The organism is Erythrobacter sp. S259 (genome assembly GCF_057364965.1).
In genome coordinates, this window is record NZ_CP200286.1 from 3066069 (window position 1) to 3082142 (window position 16074).

A 16074-nucleotide genomic window follows, 5' to 3' on the forward strand; every position below is an offset into this window, starting at 1 on the left:
CGGCGGGGGCGTTTTTCATGAACTGAGCTTTCAATCTTCGGACATCAGTTTCCAGCCATCAGTTTCTTGCCATCAGTTTTCTGCGGCGAACTGAATTTCCGCATGCTCCTGAAGCCGGCCGACCAAAGCCTCACCAAGCAAAGCGCCGGGTGTTCCGATCCCGCCCGCTGCATCGCTGTGAAGGAGCGCGATACCGGTCTCGGTCAGCATGCGGCTGGTCGAACCATAGCCTGGATCATATTTGCCTTTCACACCGTAGTGCAGGCTTTCGCCATTCGGGCCGTCGGCCACAAACAGCACATCATAAAAGCCGTTCTCGCGCTCTTCTGCGCTTGGGCCTTCGCCGGGTTTGGGCGGCTTTGCGCCAAAGGGGTTCTTTGCCATTTCAACCGCCGCTTCGGCCATTTTCTTGCCCGCTTCTCCCGGGCTGGTGAGCACCATTTCATCATATTGAAAGTCTTCGCCATATGGCGTGCCGAGCAAGAAGTTGGTGCGGTGCACGTTCTTTGTGTTGATCGGGGCCATCACAAAAGGCGCAGCCCATTTGCCAAGGTCGTCCTCGTACATAGGCACCATGCCCGTCGGCTGGCTCACGCCTTCGAACCCTTCGGTCAAAGCAAAGGGATTGCGCAGTGCATTGATGATGCCCGGGTTCTTTGCAGCTGCTTTCATGGTTGCGCCAAGGCTTGCAGCGGTCCCGCCAGAGAAAGTGCCTGCCATTGCGCGCACACGGCCCCGGATTTTTTTAGACGGCTTACCGAAACGCTCCATCGCCGCCTTTTGCGTCATAAGAACGCCAAGGTCGAAAGGGATCGAATCGAAACCACTCGAGAAGCAAATCCGTGCGCCGGAATCCTTGGCCGCTTCATTATGCTCTGCGATTTTTTCCGCCATCCATGCAGGTTCCCCGCAAAGATCGGCATAATCGGTGCCCGTTTTTACGCATGCTGCGATCAGCTTGTCGCCGTATAGCTGGTATGGCCCAACTGTTGTGAGCACAACTTTGGTGCGCGCGCACATCGCTTCCAAATCCGCTTGATCATCCGCATTGGCGACCACGAGGCTTGTATCGGCAGCAGCGCCAATTTCATCGCGCACCGCTTCGAGTTTCTCCTGAGAGCGGCCTGCCATCGCCCATCTGGGCGCATCATCACGGCCGCCGTAATGTTGGTCGAGATATTCTGCGACTAAGCGCCCGGTGTAGCCCGTTGCGCCATAGACGATGATGTCGAATTCGGTATCGCTCATGCGAGATAGCTCCTTTTGTTGCTTCCCAACTAGGTGATTGAGCGCGATTTGCGAGTCTTTGAATGCCGCTTTTTTCGGGTGCCGCGCGGTGCATTAGAAAACGCTACCGCCAAAGCGGTGCTGCGTTATCTCCGATATGATCTTGGATGACCATCTCAAACCGGTCGAATTTCGGGGCCAAGCTAACGCGCCCCCTCGCAGGCGGACCACCATCAGGCCAAACAGAAAATGGCAGTGGAGCAAATTCGTATCAGCCGCGGCCGAACAGTGACCCCGCGTCACCCATGCGGTATTCGCGGCAGGACACCCGTTTGGCTTGAAAGCGCAAGCAGCTTTCCCTCCTTGCTGAAGTATTGCGCCTGGCCGTGCATCACGCCGCGATCGGCCGCCCCCATTCGCGTCACGCACAGCACCCATCCTGCCTCAGAAGGCTGGATGAACCGAAAATTTGCATCAAGGCTTGAGCCCGCGACGCTTTTGGGGTGCGAGCCCAGGAAAAGATCAGAAATGATGGCTAGCCAACCGCTGTCATTGGGTAGACCTGCGGTATTGCGGATCCATAGAGCGCGGCAACCCTTGCCGAAATCTTCGAGCGCGATGCGCCCCTCCATCTGATCAAACAAAGAGCCGGCCACGCCCCAGCGAGGATCGTTGGTAGGCTCACATTCATCAGGGCCGGGCAGGTCTGGCATGGGCATAAAGACCTCGCGCTCGCTTGGCTCGCGCGCGCCCAGTGACGCGCTGAAACGGTGGGTGGGGCGTCCGTTCACATGAGCATCGGCGAGCCACTGCCCGATGGATTGCCCGCCCCCGCATTGCTCGCAGTGAATGTCGAGTTCTTCTGCGTGTTGAGTCGGGCTCAAGAATTGAACGTGTGCCGATAAGATCGGCTGACCACTGGCAAGCTCCATCGCATCAATCGCTGCCGCTAACGCGACCCCGCCCATAATGTGCGGGGCACCCTCAGGCCCGACGGTCGCGGGCAACATGACGGGAAGAGTGTAAGCGCCGTCTCGGCCACTTTCTGCAGGCACAACGCGCCAGAAAGGGAAACCAGTAGGCATCCTGTTATAACCTGGGCAGGGTCACGCCGCGCTGCCCCATATATTTGCCTGCTCTGTCGGCATAGGTGACCTCGGGCCGCTCATTGCCTTTGAGGAACAGGAATTGGCATGCGCCTTCATTGGCGTAAATCTTTGCTGGCAGAGGAGTGGTGTTCGAAAACTCCAGCGTAACATGGCCTTCCCAGCCCGGTTCAAGCGGCGTCACATTCACAATGATCCCGCAGCGCGCATAGGTGCTTTTTCCAAGGCAGATGACCAGCACGTCTTCCGGAATACGAAAATATTCAACCGTCCGGGCCAGTGCGAAGGAGTTGGGCGGGATGATGCAAACATCAGTTTCCCGGTCGACAAGGCTTTCAGCGTCGAAATTCTTAGGATCGACCGTTGCCGAGTTTACATTGGTGAAAATCTTGAACTCGGGAGCCACCCGCGCGTCGTATCCGAAAGAGGACAGGCCGTAAGAAATCACACCTTCGCGCCGCTGAGCCTCGACAAAGGGCTCAATCATCCCGTCATTCTCAGCCGCTGCGCGAATCCATTTGTCTGAAAGAATTGCCATTGCGCATTGATTCCGCAAAGGGAGGGGCAGGGGCAAGGTGGGGCCGCGACTTATCCGGATGAGTCTGGCGCTACCCAATCTCACCTACCTAAACTTGCAGCGTGCATAAGCTGCGATAACTCGGGATATCGCCTCTTCACACCCGCGCTGCGTGCGTTCATGGTGCCTTATCGGTGCTGCGGAGGCTGCTTTTGGGCTAGTTTCCTTGTGCAGCCGTTTAAGCCAAAAGGGTGACACACATTATATGACCGGGAATATCAGCGCGAAATCGGCCTTCGATGGGGCTCGGCGCGGCAGCGCGCGGCTCAGCGGGAAGCTTTTGGGGGCCTCCGGCGTGTTTCTTCAAGGCGCGATTGAGAACCCGGGCATGGTGGGTGCGCTCTTCCCTTCGTCACGGGCGACCATCAAAGGGATGCTTCAACGCGTCGACTGGGCCTCGTGTAAGGTTGTGGTCGAGTATGGACCGGGGGTTGGCACGTTCACCCGCCCCATTCTTGCCCGCCTGCCAGTTGACGCGAAACTTATCGCAATTGATACAAGCGCCCACTTCATCGACCACTTGGAGGAGACCATCACCGATCCGCGCTTTAAAGCGGTTCTGGGGTCTGCCGCCGATGTTGAAACGATCGTGCAAACAGCCGGTTTTGGTCAGGCGGATGTTGTGATTTCGGGTCTCCCCTTCTCCGGCCTTCCCGAGCCATTGGCCAAGTCGATTGTCGAGGCGAGTTACCGCGTGATGAAGCCGGGCGGAGCGTTCCTGACCTATCAATATCGCCTGATCGCACGCCGCTTGACCGAGGAGGTGTTTGACCGGGTTGATAAGCAGGTTACCTGGGCCAATATGCCGCCCAACAACCTCACCTGGGGTTGGAAGGCAGCCTAGGCTCAGACCTATTTGATAGTCTTTGCTCCAAGGTCAGGGTTCAGCACCGTGATATGGTTGAGCCATTTCTTCGGGCGGCGCAGCATGTTGCTGGGGTATTCGACTTTTAGGCCCAATATCTTCGCCATCTCGCCGACGAAATGGATGCAATTGCGCTCTCCCAGACTGTAGCGCTTGCCCGCTTCAGTGCGCCATGCCTCCTTCTCCTCGATGATCCGGTGATATTGTTCATCGGTGAGCCTGATCGAAAAATGGCGATTGGTTTTGCGGATGTATTTGTCCTTTTCGATATAAATCTCATGCGCGGTCCACCCGCTCAAAATCGCAGCTGTCGAGCTTTTCGCAGAGAAGCCGTAGTTCTCATTCACTACTCTTCCATCGGTTTCCAGCGTGCCATCAAGCACGATAAATGTGTGCGGGTATCGCCCAAAAACCGAGCCGTTGAACGAGTGGAAATGGATTTCCACCGCAGCCATTGCCGCCCCGCTGGTCACAAAGGCGAGCAGGGCCAGGAGAGGGGAGAGCAGACGCAGGAATGAGCGGGTCATAGCGTGCATCTATCGCCTCAATGCTTAACCCTTGCAATAAGCCTTTAGAGGCTCGCCAAAAGGCTTGCATTGCCGCCCGCTGCGGTGGTGTCCACGCAGGTCACCCGCTCGGTTGCAAACCGGGCCAGATAATGCGGGCCGCCCGCCTTGGGGCCAGTGCCTGAGAGGCCTTCGCCGCCAAAGGGCTGGCTTTCGACTATCGCGCCGATCTGGTTGCGGTTGATATAGAAATTGCCCACCCGCGCACGGGCAGCCACAAAGCGGTGCGTTGCCTCAATCCGGCTGTGAAGACCAAGGGTGAGGCCATATCCGGCCGCGTTGATATCGGCGATAACCGCGCCCAAACCCTTCGCCTTGTAACGAACGATGTGGAGCACCGGCCCAAAGTTCTCGCGCTTGAGATCAAGGATTGAACCGATCTCCATGATCGTTGGCGCGACAAAGCAGCATTTACTGGCAAACGCCCCCAATTCGCGGCGCCATACGGTAAGGCCAGAGGCTTCCCGGCGCGCGATATGGCGTTCGAGAGCAGCCTGCGCATCTGGATCAATCACCGGACCCACATCGGTGGCAAGATCAGCCGGGTCACCAATGTTCAGCGCCTCAAACCCGCCCCTGATCATCTGGATCATGCCCTCTGCAATGTCCTCTTGCAAATAAAGGACCCGCAACGCTGAACACCTTTGCCCGGCGCTTTGGAAGGAGGAGGCCAGCACATCGCGCACCACCTGTTCGGGCAAGGCGGACGAATCGACGATCATCGCGTTTTGCCCGCCTGTTTCTGCGATGAGGGTGGCAATCGGCCCCTCGCGCGCGGCGAGCGTGCGGTTGATGGCCTGCGCTGTTTCGGTCGAGCCGGTGAAAGCAACGCCGCAAAGGCGCGGGTCGCTCGTGATCATTTGTCCGACATCGCCAGCTCCTGGCAGGAGTTGCAGCGCCTCTGGCGGAATGCCCGCCTCATGGCACAGCCTCACCGCGAGTGCTGCGATTAGAGGGGTTTGCTCAGCAGGCTTGGCGATCACTGCATTGCCAGCGGCGAGCGCAGCAGAGGCCATGCCGGTGAAGATCGCAAGCGGGAAATTCCACGGGGAAATCGTTGCAAAAACGCCGCGCCCGTGGAGGCGAAGTGTGTTGTCCTCGCCCGTTGGTCCGGGAAGCTGCACCGGTGCATCAAACTGCCGCCGCGCTTCGGATGCGTAATACCGCAGAAAATCCACCGCCTCGCGCAGCTCAGCCACTGCGTCGAGCAGTGTCTTGCCCGCCTCACGCTGGCATAGCGACAGGAATTCGGGCGTGTGCGCTTCGAACAGATCGGCGGCTTCTTCCAAGAGAAGCGCGCGTTTGTCGCCGCCTAGCGCGTCCCAACCGGGCTGTATTTCGGCGGCTCTGGCGAAGGCTGCATCGACCTCTTCTTGTGTCGTATCGCGCCGTGTGCCGACTTCGGCAGAGAGATCGTGCGGCATTGTGATGGGAGCAATTTCGCCCGCTTCTTTGGCGGGAAAGGTCGGCTCTGCATGCCACCGTAATGCGTTCAATTCTTCAAGCTTTGCTTGCAAAGGTTCAAGCACCAAGGGATCGGAAAGATCGACGCCTGCGCTGTTGAGCCTTGCGCCCAGAATGTTCTGAGGAAGCGGGATCGCAGGATTGCGCCGCGGCCTCCTTTGTTCAAGTTCGCTCAGCTGATCGCGTACAAGGTCTTCGGCGGCAAATTCAGCATCGCCCATGCGGTTCACAAAGCTTGTGTTTGCGCCGTTCTCCAGCAGGCGGCGCACGAGATACGCAAGCAGCTCCTTATGCCCGCCAACTGGTGCGTAAATCCGCACTGGCGTTGGCATATTACCCTCCAGCTTGGCGAGGGCTTGATACAGTTCCTCGCCCATACCATGCAGACGCTGAAACTCGAACGGCCGGCCCTGTGACAGTTCTTTCACCGCCGCCACGGAATTTGCATTGTGGGTGGCAAAGGCGGGGTAAATCACGTCCTCATGCTCAAAGAGACGCGCGGCGCAGGCGAGGTAGGATACATCGGTCGCAACCTTGCGGGTGAAGACCGGGTAATCGGTGTATCCGCCCACCTGTGAGAGCTTTATCTCAGCGTCCCAATAGGCGCCTTTGACAAGACGAACGAAGAGCTTTCGGCCATGACGCCGGGCGAGCTTTGCGGTCCAATCGCACAAGGGAACGCCGCGCTTTTGATAGGCTTGGATTGCAAGGCCAAAGCCTTCCCATTGGCTCCCGTCTTCGCGCCGGAACAGGGCATCATCGGCCACCAGATCCTCGATTATATCGAGGCTAAGCTCAAGGCGTTCCGCCTCTTCGGCGTCGATCGTGAAATGGATATTGGCACCGCGCGCTTTCACTGCCAGATCGCGTACAATCGGGACGATCTCAGCGCGCGCCTGGCAGGCATAGAAGTGCATGTATTTTGGGTGCAGCGCTGAGAGTTTGACCGAAATACCGGGAGATGTCCCGATGGAGCCTGACGCCTCGCTGGAAAGCCTCTCAATTGCGCGCTCGTAAGCTTCGCGATACTTTGCCGCATCAGCAAAAGTCATCGCCGCTTCGCCCAGCATATCAAAGCTGTGTGTGATCCCTTTTGCGCGTTCCGGGGCTGCGCGTTTCAGCGCCTCATCCATGTCGCGGCCAAACACAAATTGCCCGCCAAGAATGCGCATGGCTTGCAGAGTGGCGGTGCGGATCACGGGCTCTCCCAAACGGTTCATGGTGCGCTTTAGCGTAGAGCCCATTCCGCGCTGCTGGACCTCGGGTTGTTCCAAGACCTCGCCGGTGAGCATCAGTGAGAAGGTCGCTGCGTTCACAAAGGTGGAGGAGCTTTCGCCCAGATGCTCGCCCCAATGAATTTCGCCGATTTTATCGCGGATAAGCGCATCGGCGGTGGCATTGTCCGGCACGCGCAGCAGCGCCTCAGCGAGGCACATCAGCGCGATGCCTTCTTCGGTGTCGAGCCCATATTGCTGAAGGAATGCATCGATCCCGCTGGCTTTGCGCCCCCGCGCGCCTTTGATCAGCTTGACCGATAAATCCGCCGCTGCATCAGTGACTTTGCGCGCAGGTGCGGCCTGTTTGAGGCGCTCTTCGATGCACGCCTCTTCGTCCTGACGATAAGCGCGGCGAATTTCGCTCCGGTCGAGCGTTCGGCCAGACGGCTTGGTCATATCGCCATTTTTCACGGGGCCAATTGTCACGGGGTTATTTGTCACGGGGCTTCAGACCTTCTCCCATTTGAGTCGCGTAGTCCTTGCCAACTGAACCGGCTTGTCCCAGCAATCAAGCCTAGTCGCGAATGTGGTGTAAACAGTCAGTGAAAATTTGCCCTGCTTGAAGGCGAGCGGCTCTGTGATATTGGCTTAGATCTAGCTCAGCGCGATTCACCTTCGGAGAGACCCATGGCCCTATTCTGCTTTTACTGCCGCGATGGTGAGGATTCAGAGACTTTGCGCGAAATGCACCTGAAAGAGCAGCGCAAGCATATGAAAGAGCACAGTAGGAATTATCTTGCAGCGGGCCCGCTAACCAACAAGCAAGGTGAGTTTGTCGGTTCGCTTTTAATCATCGAGGCCGATGATGAAGCGTCTGCGCGCGCAATGGTCAATGACGATCCCTATGTAACAGGCGGTGTTTGGCAATCAATCCGGGTCGATAAATTTGAGCCAGTGAAGGGCCGCTGGAAGGACCGCTAGAGCAGCCTAACCCATAGGCCTAACCAAAAGGATCGTCGATGCTCGGCGCACGCGCTGAAAACAGACGCGGGCCTTCTTCGGTCATGTAGACACAGTCCTCACTGCGCACACCAAATTTGCCGGGAAGGTAAATGCCAGGCTCATTGGAAAAGCACATGCCTTCCGCAATTGGCGTTTCATTGCCGCGCACCACGAACTGGTTTTCATGGATGTCCATGCCGATCCCGTGCCCAGTGCGGTGGGAAAGACCGGGGGTCTCATAGTCAGGGCCGAACCCTTGCGATTCGTAAAAACTGCGCACTGCATCATCGACCGCGCCAAAGGTGCTGCCGATCTGCGCCATCTCCATGACGATGTCCTGACCTTTGCGCACCGTGTTCCAAACGCGGGTTTGTGCCTCATTGGCGCCGCCATGGACCCAGGTTCTGGAAATGTCGGATTTGTACCCATGCACGTCGCACCCGCAATCCATGAGGATCACTTCGCCCATCGCCACTTCGTGAACTTTCTTCGAGCCGTGGGGATAGGCGCTCGCCTCGCCTACCAAGGCCAGCGCAAAGGTGGGCCGTGCGCCGTAACTGCGTGTCGCCTCTGACATAGCCACGCTGATATCGCGGCCCGTCATGCCCTTTGTCACCTGCGGATAGATATCGCGATAAGCGGCCATGGTGATATCGGATGCGGCCTGCATCAGGGCAATTTCACGCGGCGATTTGATCTGCCTTAGCGCGGCGACAATAGTGGTTGCTGATACCACCTTGCGAGAAGGCGCGTCTTTACGCAGCCCTTCTGCGACAAAGTAGCGCGCGGTGCGCTCCAAACCGATAGGACCTTTTGCACCGCGATCATCAAGAACGCCCGCGATCAGTGCGGCTGCGCTTTCATGTTCTTCCCATGTGCGCACTTCCATCGGCATCACCATCAGCTCCGCCAGCTTGCTCTCTTCGAACGCAGGGGTGACGACGACCGGCTCACCCTCGGCCGGGATCACCAGGGCTGTGAGCCGGCTCGATTGCCGCCATGCGAGGCCTGAGAAATAGAGCATCGACGTGCCCGCTTCGATGACAATTCCGCCGAACCCTTGGGACTGCATTAGGCTTTGTGCAGAAGCGATCCGAAACAAGCGCTCTTCATTGGAAACGGGCGGGGGAATGGTGATCTTGGGGCCGCCCAAAGGAGAGCTCGCAAGTGTCGGCGCGGCCACTCCCAAAGCGCCGCCCGCTGCGCCGATCGCGCCCGCCTTCAATATATCTCGCCGAGTTGCCATAAAGGCCCCCTCTATTTGGTTTTGAACGCCCGGCCTGCAATCGCATCAAGCTTTGACAAAAGCGCAGGATCGCGCTCATCAGGCGCGGTTACAATCGCGGTATCAAGGCAGGTATCAATCGGTGAGGCTTTGCGTGTCTTTGGCAAGGCTTTAATGAAACCCAGCACTGCTTGTTTGGCAAGCTCGCCGTTTGCTTTCATCACTTCCATCACGCTTGCAACGTCCACCGCGTCCTCGCCTTCGCGCCAGCAATCGTAATCGGTTGCCATGCCGATCAGCGCATAGGGAAGCTCAGCCTCGCGCGCCAATTTTGCCTCGGGCATGGCGGTCATGCCGATGATGTCCGCGCCCCAGGCTCTGTACATATGGCTTTCGGCGCGGGTGGAGAATTGCGGGCCTTCCATGGCTAGATACGTCGCGCCCACCGCCACGCCGCCCTTGGCAGCGGAGATCGCCTTCGCCGCCATTTCAGACAGCCGCGGGCAGACGGGATCGGCCATGGAGACATGGGCGACGCATCCGCTGGTGAAGAAGGTAGAGGGACGCCCCTTGGTGTTGTCGATGAACTGCTCGGCAATCGCAAAACGGCCCGGCTCGATCTCCTCGCGCAGTGATCCGACCGCGCTGATCGCCAGCACATCGGTGCAGCCCGCGCGCTTCAACGCGTCAATGTTGGCGCGCGAGTTGAGTTCGCTAGGAGAGATGGGATGCCCCCGGCCATGACGCGGCAAAAAGCGCACTTGCGTCTCGCCAATCCGGCCGAACAGGATTTCATCTGAAGGATCGCCCCAAGGGGTTTCGATTTGGAGCCACTGCTCCTCCTCGATCCCCTCGATGTCGTACAGGCCAGAGCCTCCGATGATCCCGATACACCAGTTTTCGGCCATGTTCTTGGGTGGTTCCCTCTTGAGTTGCGTACTTGGCCTTAGGTCAGTTGCACGCGCTCGGGCAAGGGCTTGCGGATAAAGCGTTCTGCCTGCGTGTAGGGTCTTGCGATAGAGGGCCGAGCGCTTATCTGCTCGTAATGTTTGGCCAATGCCGGATAGTCGCCAAGCGGCATATCCGCGACCAATGCAACCTGCATCATACAGGCAGTGACGGCAATGTCGGCAATCGACAGCGTATCATCGACGAAGAACTCTTTCTCTTCGAGCTGACCGTTCAAATAGCCAAGGATTGGGGGAAATTCATTCGCCCATGTCTCGCGCGCCTTGGCGATATCGGGTTCCTTACCTTGGATGAGGTTGAAAAAGATCGGACGAAAGATGCCAAGCCCGCCCGCCATCGCAAGCGTTGTATCGGCGTATTCTTCGATCATCAGCGCGCGGCCATGGCCATAGGCGGTCTTGCCAAAGAGTGCAGGTTCAGGGTGCTTGCGCTCGATATAGGCGCACATAGCAGAGCTATCCGCGATGGTGCCTGCTTCGCCTTTGGCCGAAACGCTGCGGTCGCGCAGGACCGGAATACGGCGCATGGGAGAGATCTCTTTGAACCAATCAGGCATCGGCATAATGTTCACCGCTTCAAAGTCGAACGAGGCGCCTTTCTCAATGCACACAGCCATCGCTTTGCGCGCAAAGGGCGAGACAGGGCTGCCGTAAAGGACGAGCTCGTTTGCGGGTTCGGTCATTCAGATATCTCCCAAAATTTGAGCTACAGATAGCGGGCGCGCGGCCAATAACAACGAACAACATGCACTTTTGATAGGGTGATAGGGCCCCACCCGTTGCATTTGGCAATTGATTTTTGCCAGCAATGCGCCAACTTGTGTCTCAAGCAAAAGACTGAGTCATTTGACGGAGAGAGAAATGGTCACCCAATACAAAAACCTCATCAATGGTGAGATGGTCGAAACCGGCGAATGGCTGGACGTTGTGAACCCTGCCAATGAAGAAGTGATCGGTCAGGTCCCCGCATGCGGCGCGGATGAGCTTGACCGCGCGGTGGCAGGCGCGCGCGCTGCGTTCAAAACGTGGAAGAACACCAGTCAGGAAGAGCGCCAAGCGGCCTGCATGGCGATCTCCGGCGCTATCAAAGAAAACGCCGATGAGCTTTTCCGCCTGCTCACCTCTGAACAGGGTAAACCTCATGCACAGGCGCAGGGCGAAATTCACGGGGCTGCCGGAATTTCAGCGGCGCAATCGACACTGAAACTGGAAGACGTAATCAGTGAAGATTCTGACCAACGCCTCTCGCGCACCCGCCGCGTGCCGGTTGGTGTGGTTGGCGGCATCGTGCCGTGGAACTTCCCATTGATGATGGCGGTTCAGAAGATCATTCCAGCGCTGATGAGCGGCTGTACGATTGTGCTGAAACCTTCGCCGTTCACCCCGCTTACCACCCTTCGCGTGGCAGAGCTGATCGCTGACAAAGTGCCTGCGGGCACTGTCAATATCATCACCGGCGAAGATGCGCTGGGTCCGATGATTACCAGCCACCCTGACATCGACAAGATCACCTTCACTGGCTCGACCGAAACCGGAAAGCGGATCATGGAAGGCGCCTCGGCCGACCTCAAGCGTATCACGCTTGAACTTGGCGGCAATGATGCCTCGATCGTGCTGCCCGATGCTGACCCAAAAAAGGTTGCCGAGCAGCTCTTCTGGTCGAGCTTTATGAACGCAGGTCAGGTCTGCATTGCGGCCAAGCGTGTCTATATTCACGAAGACATCTATGACGAGCTGTCCGCTGCAATCGCTGAATTTGCAGCGCAAGTGAAAGTCGGCGACGGGTCGGAACAAGGGACCGGCGTTGGCCCGATCCAGAACAAAAAGCAGTATGACCGCGTTCTTGAACTGATCGAAGACGCTAAGGATAATGGCTACAAATTCCTAACTGGCGGGGACAAGGATCCATCTGGCACAGGCTATTATGTACCGATCACAATTCTCGATAACCCGCCCGAAGACGCGCGCATTGTGGCTGAGGAACAGTTTGGCCCCGTCATGCCTTTGATGAAATTCTCATCCGAGGAAGAAGTGATTGAGCGCGCCAATAACTCTGAATACGGCCTTGCGGGCGCAGTCTGGACGGCGGACACGGACAAGGGCGTTGAAATCGCTGAAAAGCTTGAGACTGGCACGGTTTGGATCAATGAATTCATGCACCTGTCACCCTTCGCGCCGTTTGGCGGTCATAAACAATCGGGCTTTGGCGCGGAATATGGCCTCGATGGGATGAAGGAATTCACCTATCCTCAAGTTATCACGGTTAAGAAAGACAATGTTGTCGCTTAGGCATTCGCCCAAGTTGGGCATGCAAACTTTCCGGAGACGGGGCCTTGCGCGGCAAAGGTCTCGTCTCTTTTGTTTCTAAATCGCACTTTTCATCTGGGGAGAATGATTATGGCTCGTTCGAACGACACTATTTCGCAAAAGACAGTTTCTAGGCGTGATTTCACCGCAATGGCAGCGCTGCTTGGCGGGGTGAGCCTCGCTGGACCTGTCAGCGCGCAAAGCTTTGGCGATATCATGGGTTCGGCCAAGAAAATCGTCGAAGCCGCCAGCTATTCCGATGCAGAAATGCGCGTTTTCTTCGACCAGATGAGCGAAGATATGGATTCCAAAAATCCAGTGGCAGGACCCGATAATCCCTATGGTCAGCGATTGGCGGCATTGTCGCAAGGGCTCAGCAGTTATGACGGGCTCGACCTCGATATCAAAGCCTATCTCGTGAGCGACGTGAATGCTTTCGCTATGGCGAACGGCACGATCCGCATCTTTGCTGGCCTGATGGACGAATTCACCGACGACGAGGTGCGCTATGTTATCGGACACGAAATTGGCCACGTTCAGCGTGAGCACACCAAGAAGCGCATGCAGGGCGCGCTGCAAAAAGAAGCGGCTTTGAGCGTGGCAGGGACGGCCGATAGCAAGGTCGGCGCGCTTGCAAATTCTGAGATTGGCAAGTTCTTCGGCAATGTGATCAGCGCTCAGCATAGCCAGAAACACGAAAAGCAAGCCGACGATTACGCGCTCGAGTTTATGCTGGACAATGGGTACGATCCGCAGGCCTGTGTGACTGCGCTCGAGAAGCTTGAGGCGATGAGCGGTGGCAGCGGCAGCGGCGGCCTTGCCGCATGGACTGCAACTCACCCAAGCCCCAAGGCGCGGGCCAAGCGGATGCGCAAGAAGATCGACTAGGGAACCGGTCGTTTGGGAGACGTATCGAAAGATCAACTGCTCGAAGGCCTCGCACGGGTTTGCGCCCGAGCAGGGCTTGATGCACCGGTCGGCCTTACGCGGCTAACCGGCGGGGCAACTATGGAAAGCTGGCGTTTTGAGGTGGGCGCTGGCGATTATGTTTTGCGGCGCGCCCCAAGCCTGGAATTCATGGAGAACCGCCCCTTTGGGCATGACACCGAAGCGGCCGTGATCCGCGCGGCAAAAGCCGCCGGTGTGACGGCTCCTGTGGTGGTCGCCGAATTACAGCCCGAGGACGGCATCGGCTCTGGCTTCGTCATGGAAGCGCTTTCCGGCACGCCCAATCCCAAAGAGATTTTGGAGTTTAAGGGCGCGGATGCGCTTTTGAAGCAGGCGGCCCGCGATCTGGCGCGTATCCATTCGCTAAAGCCGGTCGATCTGCCCGATAATGTCCCGGTGATGGATTACCGCCAAGCTATTGCGGACCTCAAGGCGCAATTCGAAGAGGCCGGCGGCGACCGTCCGATCATCGCGCTTGGCCTTAAGTGGATGGAGGACAATTGCCCTTCCCCTTGCGATCCCGCGCTCATCCACGGCGATTACCGCATGGGCAATCTGCTGGCCGAGCCGGGTAAGCTCACCGGAGTGCTCGATTGGGAACTCGCCCATTTCGGCGACCCACATGAAGATTTGGCCTTCGGCTGCATGGCTGTTTGGCGCTTTCGCCGATACGACCGGCCCGCATTGGGACTTGGGTCATTGGAGGAATACTTCGCAGCTTACGAGGCGGAAAGCGGCCGCCAAGTGGACCGCAAACGCTTCCGCTATTGGCTCATCCATCGCACCGTGTGGTGGGCGCTGGGCTGTCTCAACATGGCGCGCATTTGGCGCTCTGGCGAAGACCGGATGTTAGAACGTGTGGTGATTTCTCGGCGCACGAGTGAGCAGGAATTGGACTTGCTGATGCTGCTTGAGGAGGATGCGCCGGAGGAAGAGCGGGCGCGTGCTTTGCCTCCATCCCACATCGACGCCCTCCCTCCCGGTGAGGCAAGTTACGGCGAGCTTGCGATGGCGGTTGGAGAATGGCTGGAGACCATCAAGCATCAGATGAAAGGGCATGATCGCTTTCAGAATGCCGTGGCTCGAAACGCTCTCGGGATCATAGCTCGCGAATGCGCTGTAACAGCTACCCGTTCTGATCATTGGGCGCCCGACTTTCTGTCTGGCGAACGTTCACTGAGTGATCCTGAATGGCTAGCTGTTTTTCGCCGTGAAATCATCGATATGGTTTCGACAGACTCGCCCAAGTACCCGGCCTTAGCAGTAGCGCGCGAACGTTGGATACAATCCGGAATGAGGGAGCAGTGAAGGCCTCGCAATGGTGGTCGATTGTTTTTGTCGCCGTGATGTTCGGCGTCGCATGGATGGAAAACCGCGTCACCGGTAATGCCAAATACCTGACTTGCAGTAATGTGCGGCAATCTGAAATTGAGATTCGTGGCACAGTTTACTGCGTCGATCAGACCACGGCTTTCTTTCACCATGCATACTATACCGTGTTAGTTATCGCGGCGGTCGTTGTCTTGGGTTTGTTGGTTCGCAAATGGTGGCGTTCTCGCGAAGAAGCAGCGGACTAGATCCTAACCCTTCCGCCGCCACCAGCTCGCCAGAATAGACCCGATCAGCACGTGCCACACCGCCGATATCGCAGCGGGTACGGGCGCGAGGGCGGCTTGGGCGGCGCTGGCAAATTGCGCTTGGAAGGCGGGGGTTTTGGCAAGGCCTGAGCCGAGGCCAGAATTCTGCATTCCCACTTCGATCGAAATGGTGCGCGCCTCTTGCACGCCTAGACCCAGCATGCGCGCCAAAACGTAACCAAGCGCAAAGCCTATCGCATGGAGGATTAGCGTTGCGATAAGAAGCACGCCTGCATGCTCTGCAATCTGCGCTTTGGCCCCGCCAACGATGCCGCCCACAATCAGGATGACCAGAACCACCGCGATCAGCGGAAGGAATGTGCTCACCTTCTCAGCCGCGCGCGGGAACAGGCGGTTAAGGAGGCTCCCCAAAAGCACGGGCACCAATACAATCGCGACCATGTTGCGAAGGAGGTTCCACCGGTCGATTTCGACATAGGCTCCCGCAAGCTCTCCTGTCAGAAGCGGGGTGATGGCCACCGCAGCCAGGGTCGAGGCCATCGTCATCGCCACGGACAAAGCGACATTGCCCCGCGCGAGATAGGCAACGATGTTCGACGCGGTGCCTCCGGGGCAACACGCGACAAGGATGAGGCCCACCGCTAGCCCCTCTTCAAGGTCCAAGCCCCAAGCGATGCCAAAGCCTGCAAGCGGCATCACTGCAAATTGCAAGGCAACCCCTGCGATCAAAGCCTTGGGTAATTCGGTGAGCCGCCGATAGTCCTCAAAGCTCAGAGTCAGTCCCATCGCCAGCATAATCAGCCCCAACGCCACCGACAAAAGCGGTTGTCCCGCGATGCGGATCGACCCATCGGTCATCCACGTCATGCTGGGCGGGTAAACCCAAGCCAGCGCGACGCCGATAATGGTGAGCAGGGCGAAGTTATTGGTGAGACGGGCTAGCATGGGGCGCGGTTCAAGTCCTTCATTTGCCTCCCCTTAAGCCATTTGGGCTACGAGTTGCG

Annotated in this window: 15 protein-coding genes; 6 read left to right on the top strand and 9 right to left on the bottom strand. The window is 57.8% G+C overall.

The annotated features are described in order from the left end of the window. Window positions 1-72: 72 nt before the first annotated feature. The 3 genes from AC0V60_RS14635 to dcd form a co-directional block, all read right to left on the bottom strand. Entirely contained in the window at window positions 73-1248 is a 1176-nt protein-coding gene (locus AC0V60_RS14635) for a saccharopine dehydrogenase family protein (RefSeq protein ID WP_486179164.1), read from the bottom strand. Between the two features lie 278 nt (window positions 1249-1526). After that, the gene (locus AC0V60_RS14640) at window positions 1527-2312 is read right to left on the bottom strand and encodes an acyl-CoA thioesterase (RefSeq protein ID WP_486179165.1); all 786 of its coding nucleotides are present in this window, start codon (window positions 2310-2312) and stop codon (window positions 1527-1529) included. 4 nt (window positions 2313-2316) lie between these two features. Continuing rightward, a complete protein-coding gene (gene dcd / locus AC0V60_RS14645; RefSeq protein ID WP_486179166.1) occupies window positions 2317-2871 on the bottom strand; it encodes a dCTP deaminase in 555 nt (184 codons plus the stop codon). A 244-nt stretch (window positions 2872-3115) separates the two neighbouring features. Here dcd and AC0V60_RS14650 point away from each other — a divergent pair, with 244 nt between their 5' ends. After that, window positions 3116-3754 (top strand): class I SAM-dependent methyltransferase, encoded by a 639-nt coding sequence (locus AC0V60_RS14650; protein WP_486179167.1) that lies wholly within the window; start codon window positions 3116-3118, stop codon window positions 3752-3754. An 8-nt stretch (window positions 3755-3762) separates the two neighbouring features. Here AC0V60_RS14650 and AC0V60_RS14655 read toward each other — a convergent pair whose 3' ends face one another. Together AC0V60_RS14655 and putA are read right to left on the bottom strand one after the other, a co-directional pair. Beyond that, window positions 3763-4302 (bottom strand): hypothetical protein, encoded by a 540-nt coding sequence (locus tag AC0V60_RS14655; RefSeq protein WP_486179168.1) that lies wholly within the window; start codon window positions 4300-4302, stop codon window positions 3763-3765. Window positions 4303-4346: 44 nt separating this feature from the next. Then, complete coding sequence (gene putA, locus AC0V60_RS14660; RefSeq protein WP_486179512.1) at window positions 4347-7478, bottom strand: bifunctional proline dehydrogenase/L-glutamate gamma-semialdehyde dehydrogenase PutA; 3132 nt, start codon at window positions 7476-7478, stop codon at window positions 4347-4349. Window positions 7479-7709: 231 nt separating this feature from the next. On the opposite strand from putA, the gene AC0V60_RS14665 reads away from it, so the two are divergent. Further along, on the top strand, window positions 7710-8003 hold the full coding sequence (locus tag AC0V60_RS14665) for a YciI family protein (protein ID WP_486179169.1): 294 nt from the start codon (window positions 7710-7712) through the stop codon (window positions 8001-8003). Window positions 8004-8022: 19 nt separating this feature from the next. Here AC0V60_RS14665 and AC0V60_RS14670 read toward each other — a convergent pair whose 3' ends face one another. The 3 genes from AC0V60_RS14670 to AC0V60_RS14680 are packed head-to-tail and all read right to left on the bottom strand — an operon-like array spanning window position 8023 to window position 10900. Beyond that, window positions 8023-9270 (bottom strand): M24 family metallopeptidase, encoded by a 1248-nt coding sequence (locus AC0V60_RS14670; RefSeq protein WP_486179170.1) that lies wholly within the window; start codon window positions 9268-9270, stop codon window positions 8023-8025. 11 nt (window positions 9271-9281) lie between these two features. Further along, window positions 9282-10157 (bottom strand): S-methyl-5'-thioadenosine phosphorylase, encoded by an 876-nt coding sequence (mtnP, locus tag AC0V60_RS14675; RefSeq protein ID WP_486179171.1) that lies wholly within the window; start codon window positions 10155-10157, stop codon window positions 9282-9284. Window positions 10158-10195: 38 nt separating this feature from the next. After that, window positions 10196-10900 carry a glutathione S-transferase family protein gene (locus tag AC0V60_RS14680; protein ID WP_486179172.1) on the bottom strand — a complete coding sequence of 235 codons (705 nt, stop codon included), beginning with the start codon at window positions 10898-10900 and terminating at the stop codon, window positions 10196-10198. 178 nt (window positions 10901-11078) lie between these two features. On the opposite strand from AC0V60_RS14680, the gene AC0V60_RS14685 reads away from it, so the two are divergent. The 4 genes from AC0V60_RS14685 to AC0V60_RS14700 all read left to right on the top strand — a co-directional run bounded on the left by AC0V60_RS14685 (window position 11079) and on the right by AC0V60_RS14700 (window position 15049). Further along, window positions 11079-12506 (top strand): aldehyde dehydrogenase family protein, encoded by a 1428-nt coding sequence (locus AC0V60_RS14685; protein ID WP_486179173.1) that lies wholly within the window; start codon window positions 11079-11081, stop codon window positions 12504-12506. Between the two features lie 108 nt (window positions 12507-12614). After that, a complete protein-coding gene (locus AC0V60_RS14690) occupies window positions 12615-13412 on the top strand; it encodes a M48 family metallopeptidase (protein WP_486179174.1) in 798 nt (265 codons plus the stop codon). A 12-nt stretch (window positions 13413-13424) separates the two neighbouring features. Then, the gene (locus AC0V60_RS14695) at window positions 13425-14780 is read left to right on the top strand and encodes a phosphotransferase family protein (protein ID WP_486179175.1); all 1356 of its coding nucleotides are present in this window, start codon (window positions 13425-13427) and stop codon (window positions 14778-14780) included. Then, window positions 14777-15049, top strand: coding sequence for a hypothetical protein (locus AC0V60_RS14700; RefSeq protein WP_486179176.1), 273 nt, complete (start codon window positions 14777-14779; stop codon window positions 15047-15049). Before AC0V60_RS14695 ends, AC0V60_RS14700 begins: the two co-directional genes overlap by 4 nt. A gap of 3 nt (window positions 15050-15052) precedes the next feature. Here AC0V60_RS14700 and AC0V60_RS14705 read toward each other — a convergent pair whose 3' ends face one another. Beyond that, a complete protein-coding gene (locus AC0V60_RS14705; protein ID WP_486179177.1) occupies window positions 15053-16015 on the bottom strand; it encodes a bile acid:sodium symporter family protein in 963 nt (320 codons plus the stop codon). Between the last annotated feature and the right edge of the window lie 59 nt (window positions 16016-16074).